Genomic DNA, 17,088 nt, shown 5'->3' on the forward strand with positions numbered 1-17,088 from the left:
AGGCCACACACAATCATGAAGCAATTATTTAAGTGTATTTTTATTTTACTTTTCACTTTAAAAATTTCAGCCCAGACAGACACAGAAGTTTATTTATTTTCAAAAGATATTGACGCCAAAATCCAGAAAGATACCTTGGCATGGAAATATCAGATGGGAGCAACCCATTATTCCATAAGCGAATATTACCAAAAGGCCTTGAAAACTTGGGATAAAAACGGGAGTACTGCACGAGAAATAAGCAAAGAAGATAGTTTGTACTTTACTTCATTCAAACAAAAGGATGCAAAGGATTATATCATCAACCGTTCAAAAAACGAACAGATCATCATTATCAATGAGGCCCATCATAACAATATGCACCGGGTTTTTACAACTTCACTCTTACAAGGTTTATATGATAATGGTTATCGCTTTTTTGGCTTGGAAGCTCTCGCAGACTCATTAATAAACAACCGAAAATTTCCTATTATGGATAGCGGTTTTTATGTTGCAGAACCTCAGATGGCAAATTTGTTAAACGAGGCATTAAAAATTGGTTTTGTTTTATTTGAATACGAGGCAGCAGAAGGGAAAAACGGAAAAGAAAGAGAAATTGAAGAAGCAGCAAATATTGCGCAATTAGTCAAGAAGAATCCGAATTCAAAATTTTTGATTCATTGTGGCTTTGATCATGTGATAGAAGGAACTCCAAACAATAAAAATTGGGGAAGAGCTATGGCTGGCCGATTAAAAGACGAGACAAATATTGATCCTTTTACTATTGACCAGGTTGCTTATACTGAAAAAAGTGACATTCAATTCACCAGTCCTTATATGTTGATGGCCAATCCTGAAAAATCAGTAATCCTAGTTAATGACAATGGAAAATTATTCAATGGAGGTGAAACAAACGACCAGACAGATTGCAGGATAATTCATCCTATTACTCGATACATAAATGACAGGCCTAATTGGCTCTTGTTAGATGGACAACGAAAGACCTATACGATTCCAAAATCTAAAATCACAGAATATCCCGTTTTGGCTCTTGCTTATAGAAAAAATGAATATGCTCAAAATGGCGTTCCTGCGGATGTTATTGAAATCGTAAATAAAGAAACAAAGACAAATTTTATTTTAGACAAAGGCATTTATAAAATAATTCTTAAGGACAAAAATTATAAGATTATCCAGGAATTTGATGTGAAGATAAAATAACCTGATTAACGGGAAATAAAGATACCGTAGCTAAAAACATTGTTATGATTTACTTCAACTCATAAGATGCCTTCATCTGCAAAACTGTAAAAGGCATTTTCAGTAATTATGACATGATCCAAAACTTTAATATCCAGGTTTTCTCCTGCCATTTTTAATTTTCTGGTTATTGCCTTGTCAGATTCGCTGGGATGTAATATTCCTGAAGGATGATTATGAGCGTTATGTAAAGCTTTGCATAATCATCATTATGCAAACTAAAAAATTATGGATAGTATAGCTCTTATATTGTTTATTTTCATACTGCTTCTGTTTTTTTTGACAACATAATTTTTGTCTAGCTTTATTAATAGTTAAATCTATGTTAATTTTTTTCTGTCTTTGTCAAACAAGAGATCGTTTTTTTCAGCATTTTCAACCAACTTAGGAATAATCTAAAAAAAATGATTGTATATGTATAAAATTGTACATACAAGCCACAATAAAATCATTTAATAAATTAGTTTTCAATTAATTAAAATTAAATGGACAATAAATTTCAATTTTTTCAGAAAATTGTAATACAGGCAGAGGAGTACTTGTTTGTAAATCTTAACTTTTCCCCAACCCACATCGAATACTGTAAAAAAGATTGGAGGACGATTCGTTATTATTTGGAATCACTCGGTTATACAGATTTTTCTATTGCTCATGAAATGGAAATACGGAATTATTTCATAAACCATACGGGCAAGAAAAGAAAGACTAGATCCTCTGAGAGAATGAATACTGCCATAACAGCACTATGCGAATACGCAAAAACTTCAAAAATTTCACTCCGAACTAGGACTAACAAAACAAAAAAACTTTTTACCGGAGAATTGGGGATAATAATTGAAAAATTTATTCGCCACGAAAGAGAAATTAAGCGATTGTCATATATCCGTTCACTCAGCTATGAAAGAGAATTGGACAAATTTTATAAATTTTGCTCAGAAAATCTGATTAAAAGCATTCATGAAATCGATTTAGCATTTTTATTAAGTTTCATAAACCAAATCCCTACTACCTATAAATCCTCTATTCAAACTGCAATCAGTGCTTTGCGGGGATTCATCCAATATTTATTTTCAAACCAACTTATAGCTACGAATTTTTCAAACGGAATTCCACGATACAAAACTATAAGTCAAAAGCATCTTTCTTCAACTTACACAAAAGAAGAAGTCGAACGCATAATAGAAAGTATTGACCGATCCACACCTAGAGGCAAGCGTAATTATGCTATAATCCTTTTGCTGGCCAGATTAGGCCTACGAGTCTCAGATGTATCTAATTTAAAATTCGAGAATTTAGACTGGAATTCCAACCTAATCTCTATTACGCAATTTAAGACTGGTAAAAATATAGTCTTACCATTACTCCCTGAAATAGGAAACGCTATAATAGACTATTTAAAATATGGTCGTGCTGAATCCGATGAAAAACGGATCTTTTTGTCTTGTGTTTCCCCGTATAACAGCATAACGACAGCAAGTGCTATTAGCTCAAGAATAGCTAGTGTATTTAAGCATTCCGGAGTCCATATTGATGGTAGAAAAACAGGACCACATTCACTGCGACACAGCCTTGGATACAGGCTACTTCAAGAAAACACAGCTCTGCCGGTAATATCTCAGATATTAGGCCATCAAAATACCCAGTCTACTAAATATTACTTACGGATAGACCTCACATCTTTAAGACACTGCATTCTCGATGTTCCATTAATTGATAAAGAATTTTACGAACAAAGAAAATATTCTTTTTATGGCTAAAATATATTACTATAGCATCTATGCTGATAAAATACAAGAATATGTTCGACTAAAGCATAAGCTCGGCTATCAATTCAAAAAGCAAGAATATCACCTTAAACAACTTGACAGATTCGCTTCATTAAGAGGTGAGACGTCGGTGGGGTTTACTAAAGCTTTTTCAGACGATTGGGAAATAAAAAAAAATCATGAAACTGAAAGGAATAGATATATCAGGGTGTCTATCCTGTTACATTTTTCATCTTACCTTCGGGATATTGGCTATGAATCATACTTGCCAAAACTTCCAGCATATAAAAGATCTACATATATGCCTTATATTTTCTCAAAGATTCAAATCGAAGCCTTATACAAAGCTGCGGACGAGCTTAGGGCAGGACGTAATACTTCAATGAATACATGCATAATGGCAATTCCAGCAATCTTGAGAATCTTAGCTTCAACAGGAATAAGAATAGGCGAGGTAATAAATATAAAAATATCTGATATAATACATGAAGATCAATGTTTGAAAATTTGTGATGTTAAAAATGGAAAAGAGCGTCTAATACCTATATCTAAAAATTTACTGAATGTCATAGAATCTTATAAGAAGTTCAGAAATTTATTGCCTGAAAAAAATATACAATCAGAATATCTCTTTATCAAACTAGATGGGAGAAGATGCACGGCCAACGGCATAAGGAGGTGGTTCTCTAAATCTGTTCAGATGGCAAAAATTAGGGAGTCAAATCCAGGTCATACTCCACGTGTACACGACCTTAGACACAGTTTTGCTGTAAATTCCCTTGCTTCAATGGTAGCTGATGGGATAGATCTTTATGTGTCGTTGCCTATCTTATCAAATTACATGGGACATCAAAATATTCAAGCAACTGAATACTATGTTCGTTTGACTAAAAACATGTTTCCAGATCTATCAGATTCGTTAGATAGCACATGCATAGATATTTTTCCAAAATTTAAAAATTATGAATAAATCCGATTTCCCAAAATATGTTGCAAACTTTATATCCAAACATCTTCCATTTGAAAGAGGATTAAGTATAAACAGTATCAGGGCATATCGAGATACTCTTGTTCTTCTGATAAAGTTCTTAACTGAAGAGAGAAATATTCGTGAGGCAAAAATTGAGATTAAACACCTGACAAAAGAACTAATACTTGCTTTTTTAGAATGGATTCAAGAATTTCGAAAATGTAGCAATTCTACGAGAAACTCTAGACTCGCAGCAATCAAATCCTTTATCAGGTACGTAAAAGAAGAAGATATCCAATATATGCACCAATTCCAGCAAATCAGCTCTATTAGAGTAAAAAAAACGGTTTCTACGATAACGCCATATTTAACTATAGATGGATTAAGACTTTTGTTAGAGCAGCCTGACTTAACAAGCGAAAGAGGACGAAGGGATCTTGTGCTACTATCATTACTATATGATTCGGGCGCAAGGGTTCAAGAAATAATAGATTTAACACCCTCTATGTTAAGAATTGACAAGCCTTATACCATACAGTTACTTGGAAAAGGAAACAAAATGAGACTTGTTCCATTAATGTCTGAACAGATTGAAAATTTAAAAAAGTATCTAAAAGAGCAAAAGTTGTTGGAATCGCATACAAACCACTATCCTGTCTTTTTTAGCAGTCGAAAGCAAAAATTAACGCGTGCCGGGGTTAATTATATTATACGCAAATATGCTCAAAAAGCAATGAAAACAAATCCAGAATTAATACCGAAAAAACTAACCGCACATTCCCTTAGACATTCGAAAGCCATGCATTTATTACAAGCAGGCGTTAATATTGTATATATTAGGGATATATTAGGGCATGTTTCCATAACCACGACTGAAAGATATGCCCGAGTAGATTCCAAATTCAAGCGAGAAGCACTTCAAAAAGCATATTTAGATATTAATAAAACAGAAGATGCTCTTTGGGAAAAAGACTACAGTCTTATAAATTGGCTGAACAAATTCTAATCAGTACTGTAAGAGAATTTGTCGTTTAACATCTTCCAATTGTACTAATTAACAAAGAGGACCTTTTATTAAACTCTGAACAATTCTTTCATTTCTTAAATTCTTCATTAGCTACGGATTTCATTTTCAAGTTTAAAATTTAATTTAAAATCATCTGTTAATTGAGATCTATTAAGTGAATTCATATCCATATGTCCAAAACCCCATTCTCCTTTGTTTTTTACTTTTTGTGTGACAAAATGAAAATTTAATGGCAATATAATTTTTTCCGATTTTAATTGTTCATCGGAAGAATTAAAAGGTAAAAATATTTGTAATCTGTGAAATCCAAATCCAAAAATGAATGTGTATTGAGGCGAATCACATGGAATCTTCCTTTTGGCTAAGAATGCAATAGGTTTTATAATAGGTGGCCTACTTTCGTTATGGATCAAAAGTAATGGTATGAAATTATCATCAAATTTTTTTTCAGGTTCATTTATCCATTCAACTGTTTTTCTGAATTTATGAAGTTCGCTTTTTTCCACCATTGACAAGGCAAATTTCGTTAATGCTTTATAGACATAAAGAGGTATAAATGTTTGTGTAGTGGCTTTAATATTTAAAATACCATTTTCTAGTTTCATACACTCTAAGTTCCCATCTACTTTAGCAATAACTTTGTTATCATTTTGAAACTGAACTGAAAAATCACCACTCTTACTTTTAAATTTTGGGTATTTATTTTTTCCCTTAATTGGTAGAAATGTATTTTTAATTCCACTAAAAGCACTTAAATTAGTTTCATACAAACCAAATTTCTTATTGCAATCGTCACATTCATTGTAACAAAATAGAGTTTTGTTACCTGTGAATTCAGGCAGTAAATGTGCTTTTGATTTGAATTTAGCATTTGGTGATGAACAATATCTGCAAATGTGAAATTCATCTTTTGGAGAAACGTAGTCTAACATTGAATTTGAAATTTCGTACGTTTCATAAAATTCTTCAGGATCTATAACGTAAACTATTTTCGTTTCCATAAAAAATATTTGTTTTTATGAGTTCTGCTGCAACTAATATTTCGCAACTTTAGGTAGCAACTACAAATTAATGGAAAATGTAGTAAGAAAATGAATTCGATTCAATTGAATATTCCCAAATAAAGGCTGACAAACTATTCCATTAAACCATTGTAAAATGATAATTACTTGAATATCTCTTGCCAAAAGGTAATTGGCAAAAAAGACTTTTCTTTGTCTTTGATATTAAATTCCTTGGTTAAATAACCATTAGTTTCGATTTCTACTTCTACTTCTCCTTCCCCTTGACAAAGAATGTTTTCAATGTTTTCATAAATATTCATATCATTTTCATCATATCCAGGAATACAAATCCCTACCCTATAAGAATCTGATTTAGTTTGCAAATCAAACACTATGAGAAAGCTTTTTAGTTCTTTTGGTTTAGTAATAACATTTACGCCCAAAAAATCGTCAGTGTAATTATTATGAATCCAAAAAGGTTTGTTTATAATTTCCTTTTCTGGGTGTTTTATTTGACTTCTTATGACTTCCATGTGTTCGCCAAATAAAAATGCATGTCCTAGCTTTTCGAATCCTATTAAGTAAGCAATTTTTAGAAGACCAATACTTGCTATACGTTCATTTCTTCTATTTGGTTTTCTAAATTCAAAACTTAGTTTTTTTCTTAGATCGGCAGATTCAAAATTTGAAATCAACGGTAAGCCGGAAATGTACTCATATTCGAAACTATTGAGAAATGCATCTTTAACAACAGGATTATTAGCCGGGCTAATATTTATCTTAAATCCTCCTTCAGAACCTATGCTTACTATAGCATTAACGCCTTTTTCTCCAGTTGATTCATTACGTAATTGGGTTTTTATTGATGCATTGGGTTTAAAACCCATTATATCGAACTCATTTAATGCCAGCAAAATTTCACTGTCAATTTTTGAACCAGCTGAATTATTACAATTTTTGCATGTCAATATGTTGTCTTTACCTCCTAAAGAACTCGGTGGATTATGTTCTAACGTTAATTCTTCGTATCTATTTTCATTATAATGCTGTGTACACAATGGGCAATAAAGTCCAAATTCAGTAGGCACTATATTGTCGGATTTTAAATTTTTTTTAAAGTCCAATAGATTATTTGAATATATATCAAATAAAATCCGTTTTTTGACTTTTTTACTCATTAGTTTGTATCATTTGCAAACAACATTTACGACTTAAAAAACTTTACGCCAATTTAAGGATTAATTTGTTATGAAATTAAGGTTTACAGCCTCAAAGGTTTTCATTAAGACACTAAATAGCAATGTTTAAATATCTATTATTGGCAGTTATTGTCTATATTTTTTCTTGTTATTCAAAATCCATGACTTTATAGCTTGTTTTTTTAAAGTATGGATAGTTTATATCTAGAATTTTTTGATTGTCACCTTCATCAATAACCAGCTTATAGACTTGATCAATAAATTTATTCTCAAGAATCTCTTTAAATGCTTTTAGGGTATGTATTCGATATTCATTATTATACATTATGAAAGTCGGCGTGTTAATAATGAATATTCCCTCAAAAGAAAAAGTTTCAATTCTTAAATCTTTATTATTTGTCAGAACTTGGAAATGTTCCTGAACTTCATGAATTTTTGAAGTCAAATATGTTAGTTTTCGTTTAATGGTTTTATTATAAGACTTTTTATTTGTTTCAAAATAAGCACGATCATTTTTAAAATTATTCATATCATAACGTGCGATTTGATGTTTACTATCTGCAATAATAATTTTCTTATTATGTATAAAAAGAAAATCAATCTCCCCACATTCTTCATTATCAATATTTATGTGTTGCCCATTCCATTTTTTTAAATAAGTAATATTCCTATCAAAAATAATATCATATGTTTTTAAAAGCTTTTCTGCTTCATCTTCCAAGATTTTGTCATTATACATGACCTTGTTTTTTATAAATTCTTTAAAACAAGGATTTTCCCATTCAATAGGATATTTATTCCAACCAAACGCATTCGTTGTAAGCGACATAATACTTTCCACAAATGAGCGATCACCTACAAACGTCAAGTTTTTGCCATTAACATTCCAGATTAAAAAAGGCCGATATAGATATTTATTTAAATTATGTGGTTTATAGACTGCATCTTGCAAAGACATTTTATTCTCTTTTGATAGAGTTAGTCCTTTAAAAAAAGTAGAACCTTGTTCATATGAAACACCATATAAGTTTTCTAAATTTTTCGGATAGATAAACCATTCATCTAACGTAAATTTCCCACTTTCAGAATTTTCATGTATAGCTTTTATTGTTCCTACTGCTGCGCCATATTCTACACCTAAACATTTTTTGGATGCTGCTATGAAATCATTTAAATCATTTTTTCCTGTTACAGCCATATCAATATGACTTTTAAAAGAATCCATTAATTTTGTAATTAAAAAACCATAATAGTGCTTGTGGTCAAAATAAAATTGATTATCAGAAGTAAATTTAAGATCAATACAATCTTCAATTAATTGCTGTTCGGCTAATAGATTTGAACAAGCAAATATAAAGTCCCCAAAATAAAGTAATTGATCAATTACATCCTCCTTTTCTTTCAAATACTCAATTGAACTTGGTCTACTAGAAACTAATTTCAAGTCACAAGCTTGTTCTAAACATAATTTTAAAATTCTTCGATATACCGCAAATTCTTTGTTATCTAGCTCTTTTATTGGTGAAACATTTGGATTTTCTTGTTGAAAAGCGCAGGAGAATTCATGGAGTAAAAATAATCCTTGATAAAAAGTTAGCTCATTTTCATTTTGTAAAATCTTAATAAATTTCTGCTGATACCAATCAAGCGTATAGAATAGGATTTTATTAATTTGGGCTTCATCAAACGGGCCCTTTCCATACTTATCTATTAATTTTCTTGAAATTATTGGGCGATATTTTTCAATTGTATTTTTTTGATACCAAGCAACAAGTCTGCCTTCAGGTGTAAAATATATCGGCATATGATTTTTTAAATTACAAACAATGTTCTGTAACTTTGCGTAGTTGCAGATTCGTAAATGAATTTACTATTAAAGATAAAACTTCTTGCAAAACAAGATAACAAATATTATTCGTACACATCTTCTTAATACCTGACATTGACATAAGGTATGTATAGACCTATAAATAAATACGCCATTCTTCTGGCAACAGCTCATTCTTGTAGTAGCTATGGGCTAGATAGCGCACAAAAGAATAGCCCGCAGTATCTGTTCGGTAAATAGGCACCATTGCCTTCACTCCTTTAAATCGGTTAATAAAGTCTTTGAAATCAAGATCCGGCTTATCCAACATCTCAATGTGATATTCTTTGTGGAGATGTTTCTCTAATAAAAGTTCCTCAACATTATAGGACTCGCAATCTATTGTAGGTATTTGAAAGTTCATATCTTTCGAAAGATATTTCTGAATTTCACCATAAATAACTTCATTCTTAAAGATTACTGTTAATTCCAAAAGTGTTGCAATAAGGATTGAAGAATCATCTGTATACTCTTCAGGCTTTTGTCCCATAGATAATGCTTCAATAAGATACTCTATACTATTAGAAAATTCAGGCATGAGATCATTTTTAATTTTCATAATCGCAATCCCATGAACAACCTGTGATAGATAATCGACAAAGAATTCAACATCTTCTTGTCTGCGTGAAGATACTTCGACAAAATACACAAACAGTTGCATTATAGGTATAGAGTGATTATCAAGTAATGGTCGCCAGCAACCTGAATTATTTTCGACAATACGTATTATTAAATCTTTCATTTTATTACGTAATCGTCTCTTAATGACATTGTTCGTTTTTGCTTTCCCGATATGTTCTCGAAGCCTTGAATAATAAATCATATCATCAAGATACTCAAAACATCTCAACGGGTATCCTATCTTTTCAAAGAATACCCCATTTTCCGAATACAATCCGTTTTCGATTGAAGCGACTGGATATGTTTTCTTGAAATAAGCACTCAATATCCTGAATTGGGTCATGAGTAACTTATTAAACTCTTTTTTTATTGCTAATTTTTCTTCCACTTTATTATTTAACACCCACCTCCATGTCCGTAACACTAAATATTTGGAACATTCTTTAGCTGCAAGAAGATTTTTGCCCAAAACACTATAATGAAAGATTAGTGCTTCCAACAGATTAAGTGTAGCAAATAACTTTTTCAAAGAACGTCCACGTACTTCGAATACTTTATCAAATTGTAGGTTTACTAGTTTTTTAAAATCACCATAATCATAATCAGGAGTATCTAGAAATGCAAGAGTCTTCTTTAATAATCGTACACTATCATCGTCAGAAAGAAGATATTCTCCAAAAAGATGTTCCGAAAACAAAATGGTAAGCTGATAAATATCCCAACGTTCAAATTCACCTTCGTTAAAATTCTTAGTAATAAATCCATCAAAGGTTACCCGTAAGCTGGGTTTAATCACTCCATTATGTACTAGAATTATTTTAACAGGAAGATTATTAAATTCAGGTATAGAGCTGTCTATAAATGCTGTATCTTTTGCTGCTAATATCGACTCTCGTATACCGTCCTCTGCAAAATAATTCTTTTCATTGATGTTTCTATCAGAATAGCCTTTAAGTTCAAAATACCAACGATATTTTACACCATTGGAATCTTTGCCAATAGCGATAATATCTTTACCATATTGTGCCTGACCTTTCGATTCCTTGGCCGTTTGGATAATCTTAAAGCCCATCGAATTAAGTAAAATTGGGAAAAGGTAATCTAGTTCCCGGTCTTCTTTCAGTGAACCTAAATATTCCTGTACCATGATAGATGCGCTATTCATTGGCAATAAGTTGTATTATTAAATCAAATTGTTCCTCTTCCCAGTCTGTCCGCTGTTCTATACCACATTGTATATTATATTCTTCAGGATAAATAAAAAGACTACGTGGAAGAACCATTCCAGTCTGGATATGCCCAAGTTTCTTTACTCCCTCTCTGCCTGGAAATTTCCAGCCTCCACCCTTGCCCAACTTTACTGTCTTTCCTATCATAGACAAAAAGCTATTCTCTTTTGCCCCTTTTTCAATTGTTCTTGAAAAATTTCGATTGTGGAGTTTATTGAATTCCCTGAGTAATCTATATTGCGTTTCATAAGGATTAAGTTCCGCTATTCCCTCCTTGCAATCTGCATTAATTCTAAAAAATTCATCTCTGTACTTAGTTACTCGTTCCAAGACTTCAGGCCTTTTATAAATATGGCTGTAGTCATCTAACGCTTTTGTAATGTGACCAGCATAATCTTGAGTAAGCTCCTCAAGCTTTGAGATAAAACTTTCTCTCACAGTCTCAGAATTACTATTTAAAAGTGGCAACAGTGCTATAAGATAATTTCTAGGCTCCCCAATATTTTGACACAATCCTACCCATAATTTATATTGAGTAAGGGGTGCTAAGGATAAAAGATCATAATCTAACATATAATCACTTTGCAAGCGGTTTGCATTAAAAATCGAATTACCCAACTCCCTTCTTGAGCTTTTGTTATCCGTTACAAGTTCTATTATAGTCCAGTCAAGCTCTTTTTTGTCGCACTTATTTATGAAGTTTTTAAAATTTTTCCCGAGATCTCTAAAAGGCTCCTTGTCGGCTATCGCAGTAAGAACCTGTTTAAAACTTTTCAAATCGTCCAATCTCCAATATACATTTTCTATAACTCTTAAAAATTCTTTCATATTGAAATAGGATTGATCAATGAGTGTCAATAGTAAATGGGTTTTATAGTTTTCATGTCCCTTTATAAAAGCCATTTGATCTATAATTTTAATTGCAGGTAACGCACCATAATTTACAAGGATATTCTCTAGCCTTTCAAAACACGCCTTGTCAATTTCTTCTTTCTTGTTATATTTAATCTCATTACTAATTAGATTTAAAAGCATTTTGGATAAGGCAACGATCAATACTTCATTATCCTTATTACTTTCGTACAATTTCAAATATGACAGTGCCCCAACATGTTCTATCCCCTTGACCATGGATAGACCATAAAAAATACATTCTGCAACTAGGTCGTTTGCTAAATATGGCTGTGCAATAGTCGATAGAAATATTTCTCCATGAATCTCATATAAATAGGCAGTAAGTGCAGTGATAATCTTACCTGATTCTATATTACAATTGCAACTATATTCAAACAATACAATTGCTTGCTCTGTTTTTTTTATAGTAAATTCACGTAATCCTTCCAAAAGGTAATATTGGTTACTATTGTAGGTTGCTTCGCTTTCTGTTAATTCAAATAAACGCGTTAAATCACTATATAGAACTTCTGTTTTTGCTTTTATTTCAGTCAATGCATTGCCATAAGCATTTACAAATTCATAAATACGTTTCCTACTTTTTGGGTTTATTTTATCAAATTCTTCAAGTTGGTCAATATAATGTACAAATAAGAAACCATTTTTAGAAAACCTAATAATGAGTAGTGTCAATAGCTCTCTTGATATATCTTCTTTTTTACTAGCATATCCTTCTGCTTTCAGAAACTTGGCAACGTGTAAATATAAATTATGGTAACTCTCAAAAATATTGTTTTCAGTAAAATTCAGCTCCGTTTTAAAGTACTTGTAAAATCCAACAGCAATGGCAGCACTATTTTCGATTTTCAATAGTCCATTAACTGACAAGCAAATATTTTTTGATATTAATTCATTGGCTTCCTTCAAATCTTCAATTAGAACACTATCTCCCTCTTTTTCTATTAGACACAGAATATAAGCCTGAAGTGTAAGATCAAGAAAGTCATCGTTATTTATAGTATCATACAATTTCGCTATTTCGTATTTCTGTATCATATTAATAAGTTTTTCAGATGTTAAAATACATAAAAAAAATACGTTTTTTTTTAACAACTGCACAAATATTTACAAAGGTCATATGGACAAAGATTCACAAATCAAAAAGAAACTCTGCTTATTCTCTTTCTAAATAATTATTCGTAATTTTATTAAAGTCTTATATCTTATATCACTAATAATATGGCGAAGAATAAAAAGATAAATCAGCAGTTAGACAAACACGATAGTTTATCCAAAGATGACTTTCAAAAATATCCGCAGACTGAAAATGATTGTGATCCTCTTATAACAATAGCAATAGCTGCAATAAAAAGTAGAAAAGAACCGCTTTTTAAGAAGCAAGATGAGGAGGCCGACAGACAGTTGGACAATTCAACTTTCAAAATTTCGATGAAATAATATTGTCTCTATCTTATTAAAGAACAACTTGTTTTAATTGTCAGTCTAGGAAATGAGTTTAGGAAAGCGCCCTTTATCTCCACATAATCTCTATTTTCTTCATACATACAAGTAAAGGGGTTGAATTGCGCTTATATCATGTTTTATCACTACAGATCAAATTCCTACCGGGTGTAAACACTACTTATAGAATTATTTACTAATCGAATTACGTCAGAAGAACAAATCTCTCTTATTTTAAATACAAAAGCCTTACTATGAATGCAAAAATCTTAATTTGAGTTCTCTATTTAATATTTATGTCAAACTAAGCATACTAAAATTCATAAGTTTCAATATATTAAGCACTTCTCTTTACATAACAAAATACTTTACATAATGAGCTAGAATTATTGAAGTTGCATTATGCTCGATGGCTACTTTAAAAACAAGACGGGCATCTACTACAGTTCCTGTCATTCCGCCTTTACTCAACCGCCATTTGTGAGTAATCCTATTGGAATTACTAAGATACAGAATCCAGAATTCCTCATGACCAAGCTCACCAATAATAGGCTGCATTGTCTCAAAAACCACTTTACTGGTAGCAATTCTCCTTGACGGCCTGGCTTCTTCAGAGCGTCGTCTTCTGCCTAATTCAATAGCAGCAAGAATCGTAATAGCTTTTGCCTCTCCAATGCCATGATAAGTGAGCAGCTTTTCAATGGATAGCTTTCCAATACCATTTAGATTTTTAGCATCGTCCAGGATTCGTTTACTTAAGGCTACCGCACTTTCGTTTTCGTTTCCGGTGCGTATCAGGATGGCTATCAACTCTGCATTGCTTAGGGCTTCTTGTCCTTTATATCTTAATTTTTCACGAGGCTTGTCGTCTATAGCCCAATCTTTGATTGTAAGTGTTTTTGTTTTTTTCTCCTCTTCTTCCTGCATGGCGTTTAAATTAAATTACGATGAAATATACGAATATATGTTTAAGAAAAAAACTTATAAATCAATCCTTATTATAAGATATATCATACATTTTGCGTTATAACTGGAAACTAATAGCCATGAAGTATTTTCTCTCTCTCGCCTGTTTCTTATTTATCACTATTGCTTTAGAAAAGAGTTTCCCGGAAAAGCTTTCGGATGCAGCAATTGCGCTGACAAAAGACAAAGTCATTTACGATCCGAGTTACTTTTCAATAAGCTATCCTAACGGCGATGTACCAAAAGACAAAGGCGTTTGTACAGATGTTGTTATCAGGGCATACAGAAAATTGGGAATCGATCTACAGAAGGAAGTACATGAAGACATGAAAAAAAACTTCTCAAAATATCCGCAAAAATGGGGGCTCAAAAAAACAGACCCGAATATTGACCATAGAAGAGTGCCTAATCTGCAGATCTATTTCACCCGATTCGGTAAAAGCTTAGAAGTAACCGATAAAGCTTCGGATTATAAAACAGGCGATTTAGTGACCTGGATGATCAATAATAAAATGCCGCATATTGGAATTGTAACCAACCGAAAATCAGCCGATGGGAAACGGAATCTGATTGTTCATAATGTGGGTGCGGGACAGGTTTTGGAAGATTGCCTTTTCCAATATAAAATAACCGGACACTACCAGTTTAAAAAATAAGCGGACCAGCTTCCTAAAAGGAAATGACTGATCCGCAAATCATCATAGTTTATTTATAGAAGCGTTTTTACCTCATCAAAATTTAGCCCACCATAATTTCCGGAACTCATCAGCAACAATGCGATTTTCTCCGTATCAAATTTTAGGTGGAAAAGGTATTCTTTAAATGCCGCAGGATTTGTATAAATAATCAGATCTTCACGATTGAAAGATTTTGCTATTTGCTCATAGGTTACTTCTTCCAACTGTTTGATTTTTACAGCATCAGGTGAATAGAAAACGACTGCCACATCGGCTGCATCTAATGATCCTTCGTATTCTTTCAGAAATTCAGCATTTAGGCTGCTATACGTATGCAATTCCAAACAAGCAATCAGTTTTCTGTCTGGATATTGTTCTTTCACTGCTTTTGTCGTAGCTGCTACTTTGCTTGGTGAATGTGCAAAGTCTTTATAGGCTACATTATTCTTATTTTCTGCAATTTTCTCCAAACGTTTTGAAGCGCCTTTAAAACTGGCAATCGCTTCATAAAAATCTGCCTCATCAACACCCATGTTCTGGCAGATCCATTTGGCTCCGGCAAGATTATTCAGGTTGTGGGCTCCAAAAACTTCTATTGGCATATCTCCTTCTGGAGTTTCAAGCAATGTTGTGCCATTCTCTACGCTATAACTTGGAGTCGAATATGCAATTTTTCGGATAGGATTTGTTGCCGCTTCCGCTACTCTTTTTACTTCCGAATCATCTTCATTATACACAAGAATACCGCCGTTGGTGATTTTTTGTATGAAAATCTCAAACTGTTCTACATAGTTCTCATACGTTGGAAAAACATTGATATGATCCCAAGCAATTCCGGAAATCAAAGCAATATTGGGCTGATACAAATGGAATTTTGGTCTTCTGTCCATTGGCGATGATAAGTATTCATCTCCTTCAAGAACGATAAAATCATTTTCTTCCGTTAGGTGCACCATCGTATCAAAACCTTCCAATTGTGCTCCAACCATATAATCCACATTGATTCCGTGGTAATGCATAACATGCAAAATCATCGAAGTAATGGTCGTCTTTCCATGCGAACCTCCAATTACTACTCTTGTCTTGTTTTTTGACTGTTCGTATAAAAACTCAGGATATGAAAAAATCTTCAATCCTAATTCTTGCGCTTTTAAAAGTTCAGGATTATCGGCTTTGGCATGCATCCCAAGAATAACCGAATCGATATCCGAAGTAATTTTTTCAGGAAACCAACCCAATTCTTTAGGTAGCAATCCTCTTTTCTCCAAACGTGTTTTGGAAGGTTCAAAAATAGCATCATCGCTCCCGGTTACCTGGTATCCTTTTTCATGCAAGGCAATGGCAAGATTGTGCATAGCACTGCCTCCAATGGCTATAAAGTGTGTTCTCATCTATTCAGATTATGATCGGATATTAATTATGTTTTGCTTTTCTCAGCATATTCATCCAAAACAGCTTTTGCTTTTTCCGGCTGTTTCATTTTATTTTTATACAGGTCGGCTAATTTTTTATAGGTCGTTTTTGACCTACCAATTTCGACTGCCTTTTTATAATTCTTTTCTGCTTCTTTATATCTTTTAAAATATTCTGCAATATGTCCTTTTGAAAGATAGCCATCAACAGCAGAAAGCGACATCAGTTCCTCAGCATACTTTTGTGCCTTTTTTTCACTACCGCCAACAATCCCGGGAAGCTGCAGGTATAATTCAACCAATGCCCATCGGGATTCAATATGTTTTGGATTTAGCTCAATGGCTTTTTTAAAGGAATCCTCCACATCGTCAATCATCCCCAAAGCTTTAAATTTATTGCTTTCTTTAGCTTTCATTGCCAAAGCGCCTCCGTATTTATAAAAATAATTAGCTTCAGAAGGTTTTAATTCTTTTAGCTTTTCATAATACCCTAAAGCTTCATTCCAGTTTTTTGTATGCGCTTCAATATCTCCTAAATACTCTATGACACCTGCATCTTTTGGGCTCTTTTTATAAAGGGCGATAAATATTTCTTTAGCCTTTTCATAGTTTCCTTTATTAAAAAACTGCTCACCTTTCGCATATTCAGATTGCGAAAAGGCAGCTATTGGAAACAAGAATAAGAGTAAAAAGAAACGTTTCAACAGGCTTGATTTAGTCTTCCAAAAATAGCAAAATGATTTGGAATAGTGGAAC

At 32.6% G+C, this 17,088-nt stretch carries 14 protein-coding genes and 1 pseudogene; 6 read left to right on the top strand and 9 right to left on the bottom strand.

What is annotated here, in order from left to right; translation table 11 throughout:
• The first annotated feature begins 15 nt into the window (after nt 1-15).
• Nucleotides 16-1,200 carry a hypothetical protein gene (locus FJA49_RS08340; protein WP_140000513.1) on the top strand — a complete coding sequence of 395 codons (1,185 nt, stop codon included), beginning with the start codon at nt 16-18 and terminating at the stop codon, nt 1,198-1,200.
• A gap of 59 nt (nt 1,201-1,259) precedes the next feature.
• On the opposite strand, the pseudogene FJA49_RS08345 reads toward FJA49_RS08340, so the two are convergent.
• A pseudogene (locus tag FJA49_RS08345) lies at nt 1,260-1,421 on the bottom strand (JAB domain-containing protein); the annotation flags it as partial.
• Nucleotides 1,422-1,724: 303 nt separating this feature from the next.
• Here FJA49_RS08345 and FJA49_RS08350 point away from each other — a divergent pair.
• The 3 genes from FJA49_RS08350 to FJA49_RS08360 are packed head-to-tail and all read left to right on the top strand — an operon-like array spanning nt 1,725 to nt 4,981.
• Entirely contained in the window at nt 1,725-2,996 is a 1,272-nt protein-coding gene (locus tag FJA49_RS08350) for a tyrosine-type recombinase/integrase (protein WP_140000514.1), read from the top strand.
• Nucleotides 2,989-3,975 carry a tyrosine-type recombinase/integrase gene (locus FJA49_RS08355; RefSeq protein ID WP_140000515.1) on the top strand — a complete coding sequence of 329 codons (987 nt, stop codon included), beginning with the start codon at nt 2,989-2,991 and terminating at the stop codon, nt 3,973-3,975. The genes FJA49_RS08350 and FJA49_RS08355 overlap by 8 nt, the downstream gene beginning before the upstream one ends.
• Nucleotides 3,968-4,981, top strand: a complete 1,014-nt coding sequence (locus tag FJA49_RS08360; RefSeq protein ID WP_140000516.1) for a tyrosine-type recombinase/integrase — start codon at nt 3,968-3,970, stop codon at nt 4,979-4,981. The genes FJA49_RS08355 and FJA49_RS08360 overlap by 8 nt, the downstream gene beginning before the upstream one ends.
• A gap of 107 nt (nt 4,982-5,088) precedes the next feature.
• Here FJA49_RS08360 and FJA49_RS08365 read toward each other — a convergent pair whose 3' ends face one another.
• From FJA49_RS08365 to FJA49_RS08385, 5 genes are all read right to left on the bottom strand, one after another.
• Nucleotides 5,089-6,003: an HNH endonuclease gene (locus tag FJA49_RS08365; RefSeq protein WP_140000517.1), complete on the bottom strand. Its 915-nt coding sequence runs from the start codon at nt 6,001-6,003 to the stop codon at nt 5,089-5,091.
• A gap of 164 nt (nt 6,004-6,167) precedes the next feature.
• Nucleotides 6,168-7,184, bottom strand: coding sequence for an HNH endonuclease (locus FJA49_RS08370; protein ID WP_140000518.1), 1,017 nt, complete (start codon nt 7,182-7,184; stop codon nt 6,168-6,170).
• A 169-nt stretch (nt 7,185-7,353) separates the two neighbouring features.
• Nucleotides 7,354-9,009, bottom strand: coding sequence for a hypothetical protein (locus tag FJA49_RS08375; protein ID WP_140000519.1), 1,656 nt, complete (start codon nt 9,007-9,009; stop codon nt 7,354-7,356).
• Between the two features lie 160 nt (nt 9,010-9,169).
• On the bottom strand, nt 9,170-10,858 hold the full coding sequence (locus tag FJA49_RS08380; protein ID WP_140000520.1) for a hypothetical protein: 1,689 nt from the start codon (nt 10,856-10,858) through the stop codon (nt 9,170-9,172).
• Nucleotides 10,851-12,872 (bottom strand): hypothetical protein, encoded by a 2,022-nt coding sequence (locus FJA49_RS08385; RefSeq protein WP_140000521.1) that lies wholly within the window; start codon nt 12,870-12,872, stop codon nt 10,851-10,853. The genes FJA49_RS08380 and FJA49_RS08385 overlap by 8 nt, the downstream gene beginning before the upstream one ends.
• A 183-nt stretch (nt 12,873-13,055) precedes the next feature.
• On the opposite strand from FJA49_RS08385, the gene FJA49_RS08390 reads away from it, so the two are divergent.
• Nucleotides 13,056-13,274 carry a hypothetical protein gene (locus FJA49_RS08390; RefSeq protein ID WP_140000522.1) on the top strand — a complete coding sequence of 73 codons (219 nt, stop codon included), beginning with the start codon at nt 13,056-13,058 and terminating at the stop codon, nt 13,272-13,274.
• Nucleotides 13,275-13,628: 354 nt separating this feature from the next.
• On the opposite strand, the gene FJA49_RS08395 is transcribed toward FJA49_RS08390, so the two are convergent.
• Nucleotides 13,629-14,204, bottom strand: a complete 576-nt coding sequence (locus FJA49_RS08395) for a JAB domain-containing protein (protein WP_140000523.1) — start codon at nt 14,202-14,204, stop codon at nt 13,629-13,631.
• 119 nt (nt 14,205-14,323) lie between these two features.
• Between FJA49_RS08395 and FJA49_RS08400 the strand changes: the two genes are divergently transcribed.
• Nucleotides 14,324-14,899, top strand: coding sequence for a DUF1287 domain-containing protein (locus FJA49_RS08400; RefSeq protein ID WP_140000524.1), 576 nt, complete (start codon nt 14,324-14,326; stop codon nt 14,897-14,899).
• A 53-nt stretch (nt 14,900-14,952) separates the two neighbouring features.
• On the opposite strand, the gene FJA49_RS08405 is transcribed toward FJA49_RS08400, so the two are convergent.
• A complete protein-coding gene (locus FJA49_RS08405; RefSeq protein WP_140000525.1) occupies nt 14,953-16,311 on the bottom strand; it encodes a UDP-N-acetylmuramate--L-alanine ligase in 1,359 nt (452 codons plus the stop codon).
• A 26-nt stretch (nt 16,312-16,337) separates the two neighbouring features.
• Entirely contained in the window at nt 16,338-17,036 is a 699-nt protein-coding gene (locus FJA49_RS08410; protein WP_140000526.1) for a tetratricopeptide repeat protein, read from the bottom strand.
• Nucleotides 17,037-17,088 lie beyond the last annotated feature (52 nt).

Source organism: Flavobacterium microcysteis (genome assembly GCF_006385255.1).
Taxonomy (GTDB): domain Bacteria; phylum Bacteroidota; class Bacteroidia; order Flavobacteriales; family Flavobacteriaceae; genus Flavobacterium; species Flavobacterium microcysteis.

Bases quoted from the DNA above. Each gene is read 5' to 3' on its own strand.
- FJA49_RS08340 (WP_140000513.1), top strand. From the start codon at position 16: ATGAAGCAATTATTTAAGTGTATTTTTATTTTACTTTTCACTTTAAAA.
- FJA49_RS08350 (WP_140000514.1), top strand. From the start codon at position 1,725: ATGGACAATAAATTTCAATTTTTTCAGAAAATTGTAATACAGGCAGAG.
- FJA49_RS08355 (WP_140000515.1), top strand. From the start codon at position 2,989: ATGGCTAAAATATATTACTATAGCATCTATGCTGATAAAATACAAGAA.
- FJA49_RS08360 (WP_140000516.1), top strand. From the start codon at position 3,968: ATGAATAAATCCGATTTCCCAAAATATGTTGCAAACTTTATATCCAAA.
- FJA49_RS08365 (WP_140000517.1), bottom strand. From the start codon at position 6,003: ATGGAAACGAAAATAGTTTACGTTATAGATCCTGAAGAATTTTATGAA.
- FJA49_RS08370 (WP_140000518.1), bottom strand. From the start codon at position 7,184: ATGAGTAAAAAAGTCAAAAAACGGATTTTATTTGATATATATTCAAAT.
- FJA49_RS08375 (WP_140000519.1), bottom strand. From the start codon at position 9,009: ATGCCGATATATTTTACACCTGAAGGCAGACTTGTTGCTTGGTATCAA.
- FJA49_RS08380 (WP_140000520.1), bottom strand. From the start codon at position 10,858: ATGAATAGCGCATCTATCATGGTACAGGAATATTTAGGTTCACTGAAA.
- FJA49_RS08385 (WP_140000521.1), bottom strand. From the start codon at position 12,872: ATGATACAGAAATACGAAATAGCGAAATTGTATGATACTATAAATAAC.
- FJA49_RS08390 (WP_140000522.1), top strand. From the start codon at position 13,056: ATGGCGAAGAATAAAAAGATAAATCAGCAGTTAGACAAACACGATAGT.
- FJA49_RS08395 (WP_140000523.1), bottom strand. From the start codon at position 14,204: ATGCAGGAAGAAGAGGAGAAAAAAACAAAAACACTTACAATCAAAGAT.
- FJA49_RS08400 (WP_140000524.1), top strand. From the start codon at position 14,324: ATGAAGTATTTTCTCTCTCTCGCCTGTTTCTTATTTATCACTATTGCT.
- FJA49_RS08405 (WP_140000525.1), bottom strand. From the start codon at position 16,311: ATGAGAACACACTTTATAGCCATTGGAGGCAGTGCTATGCACAATCTT.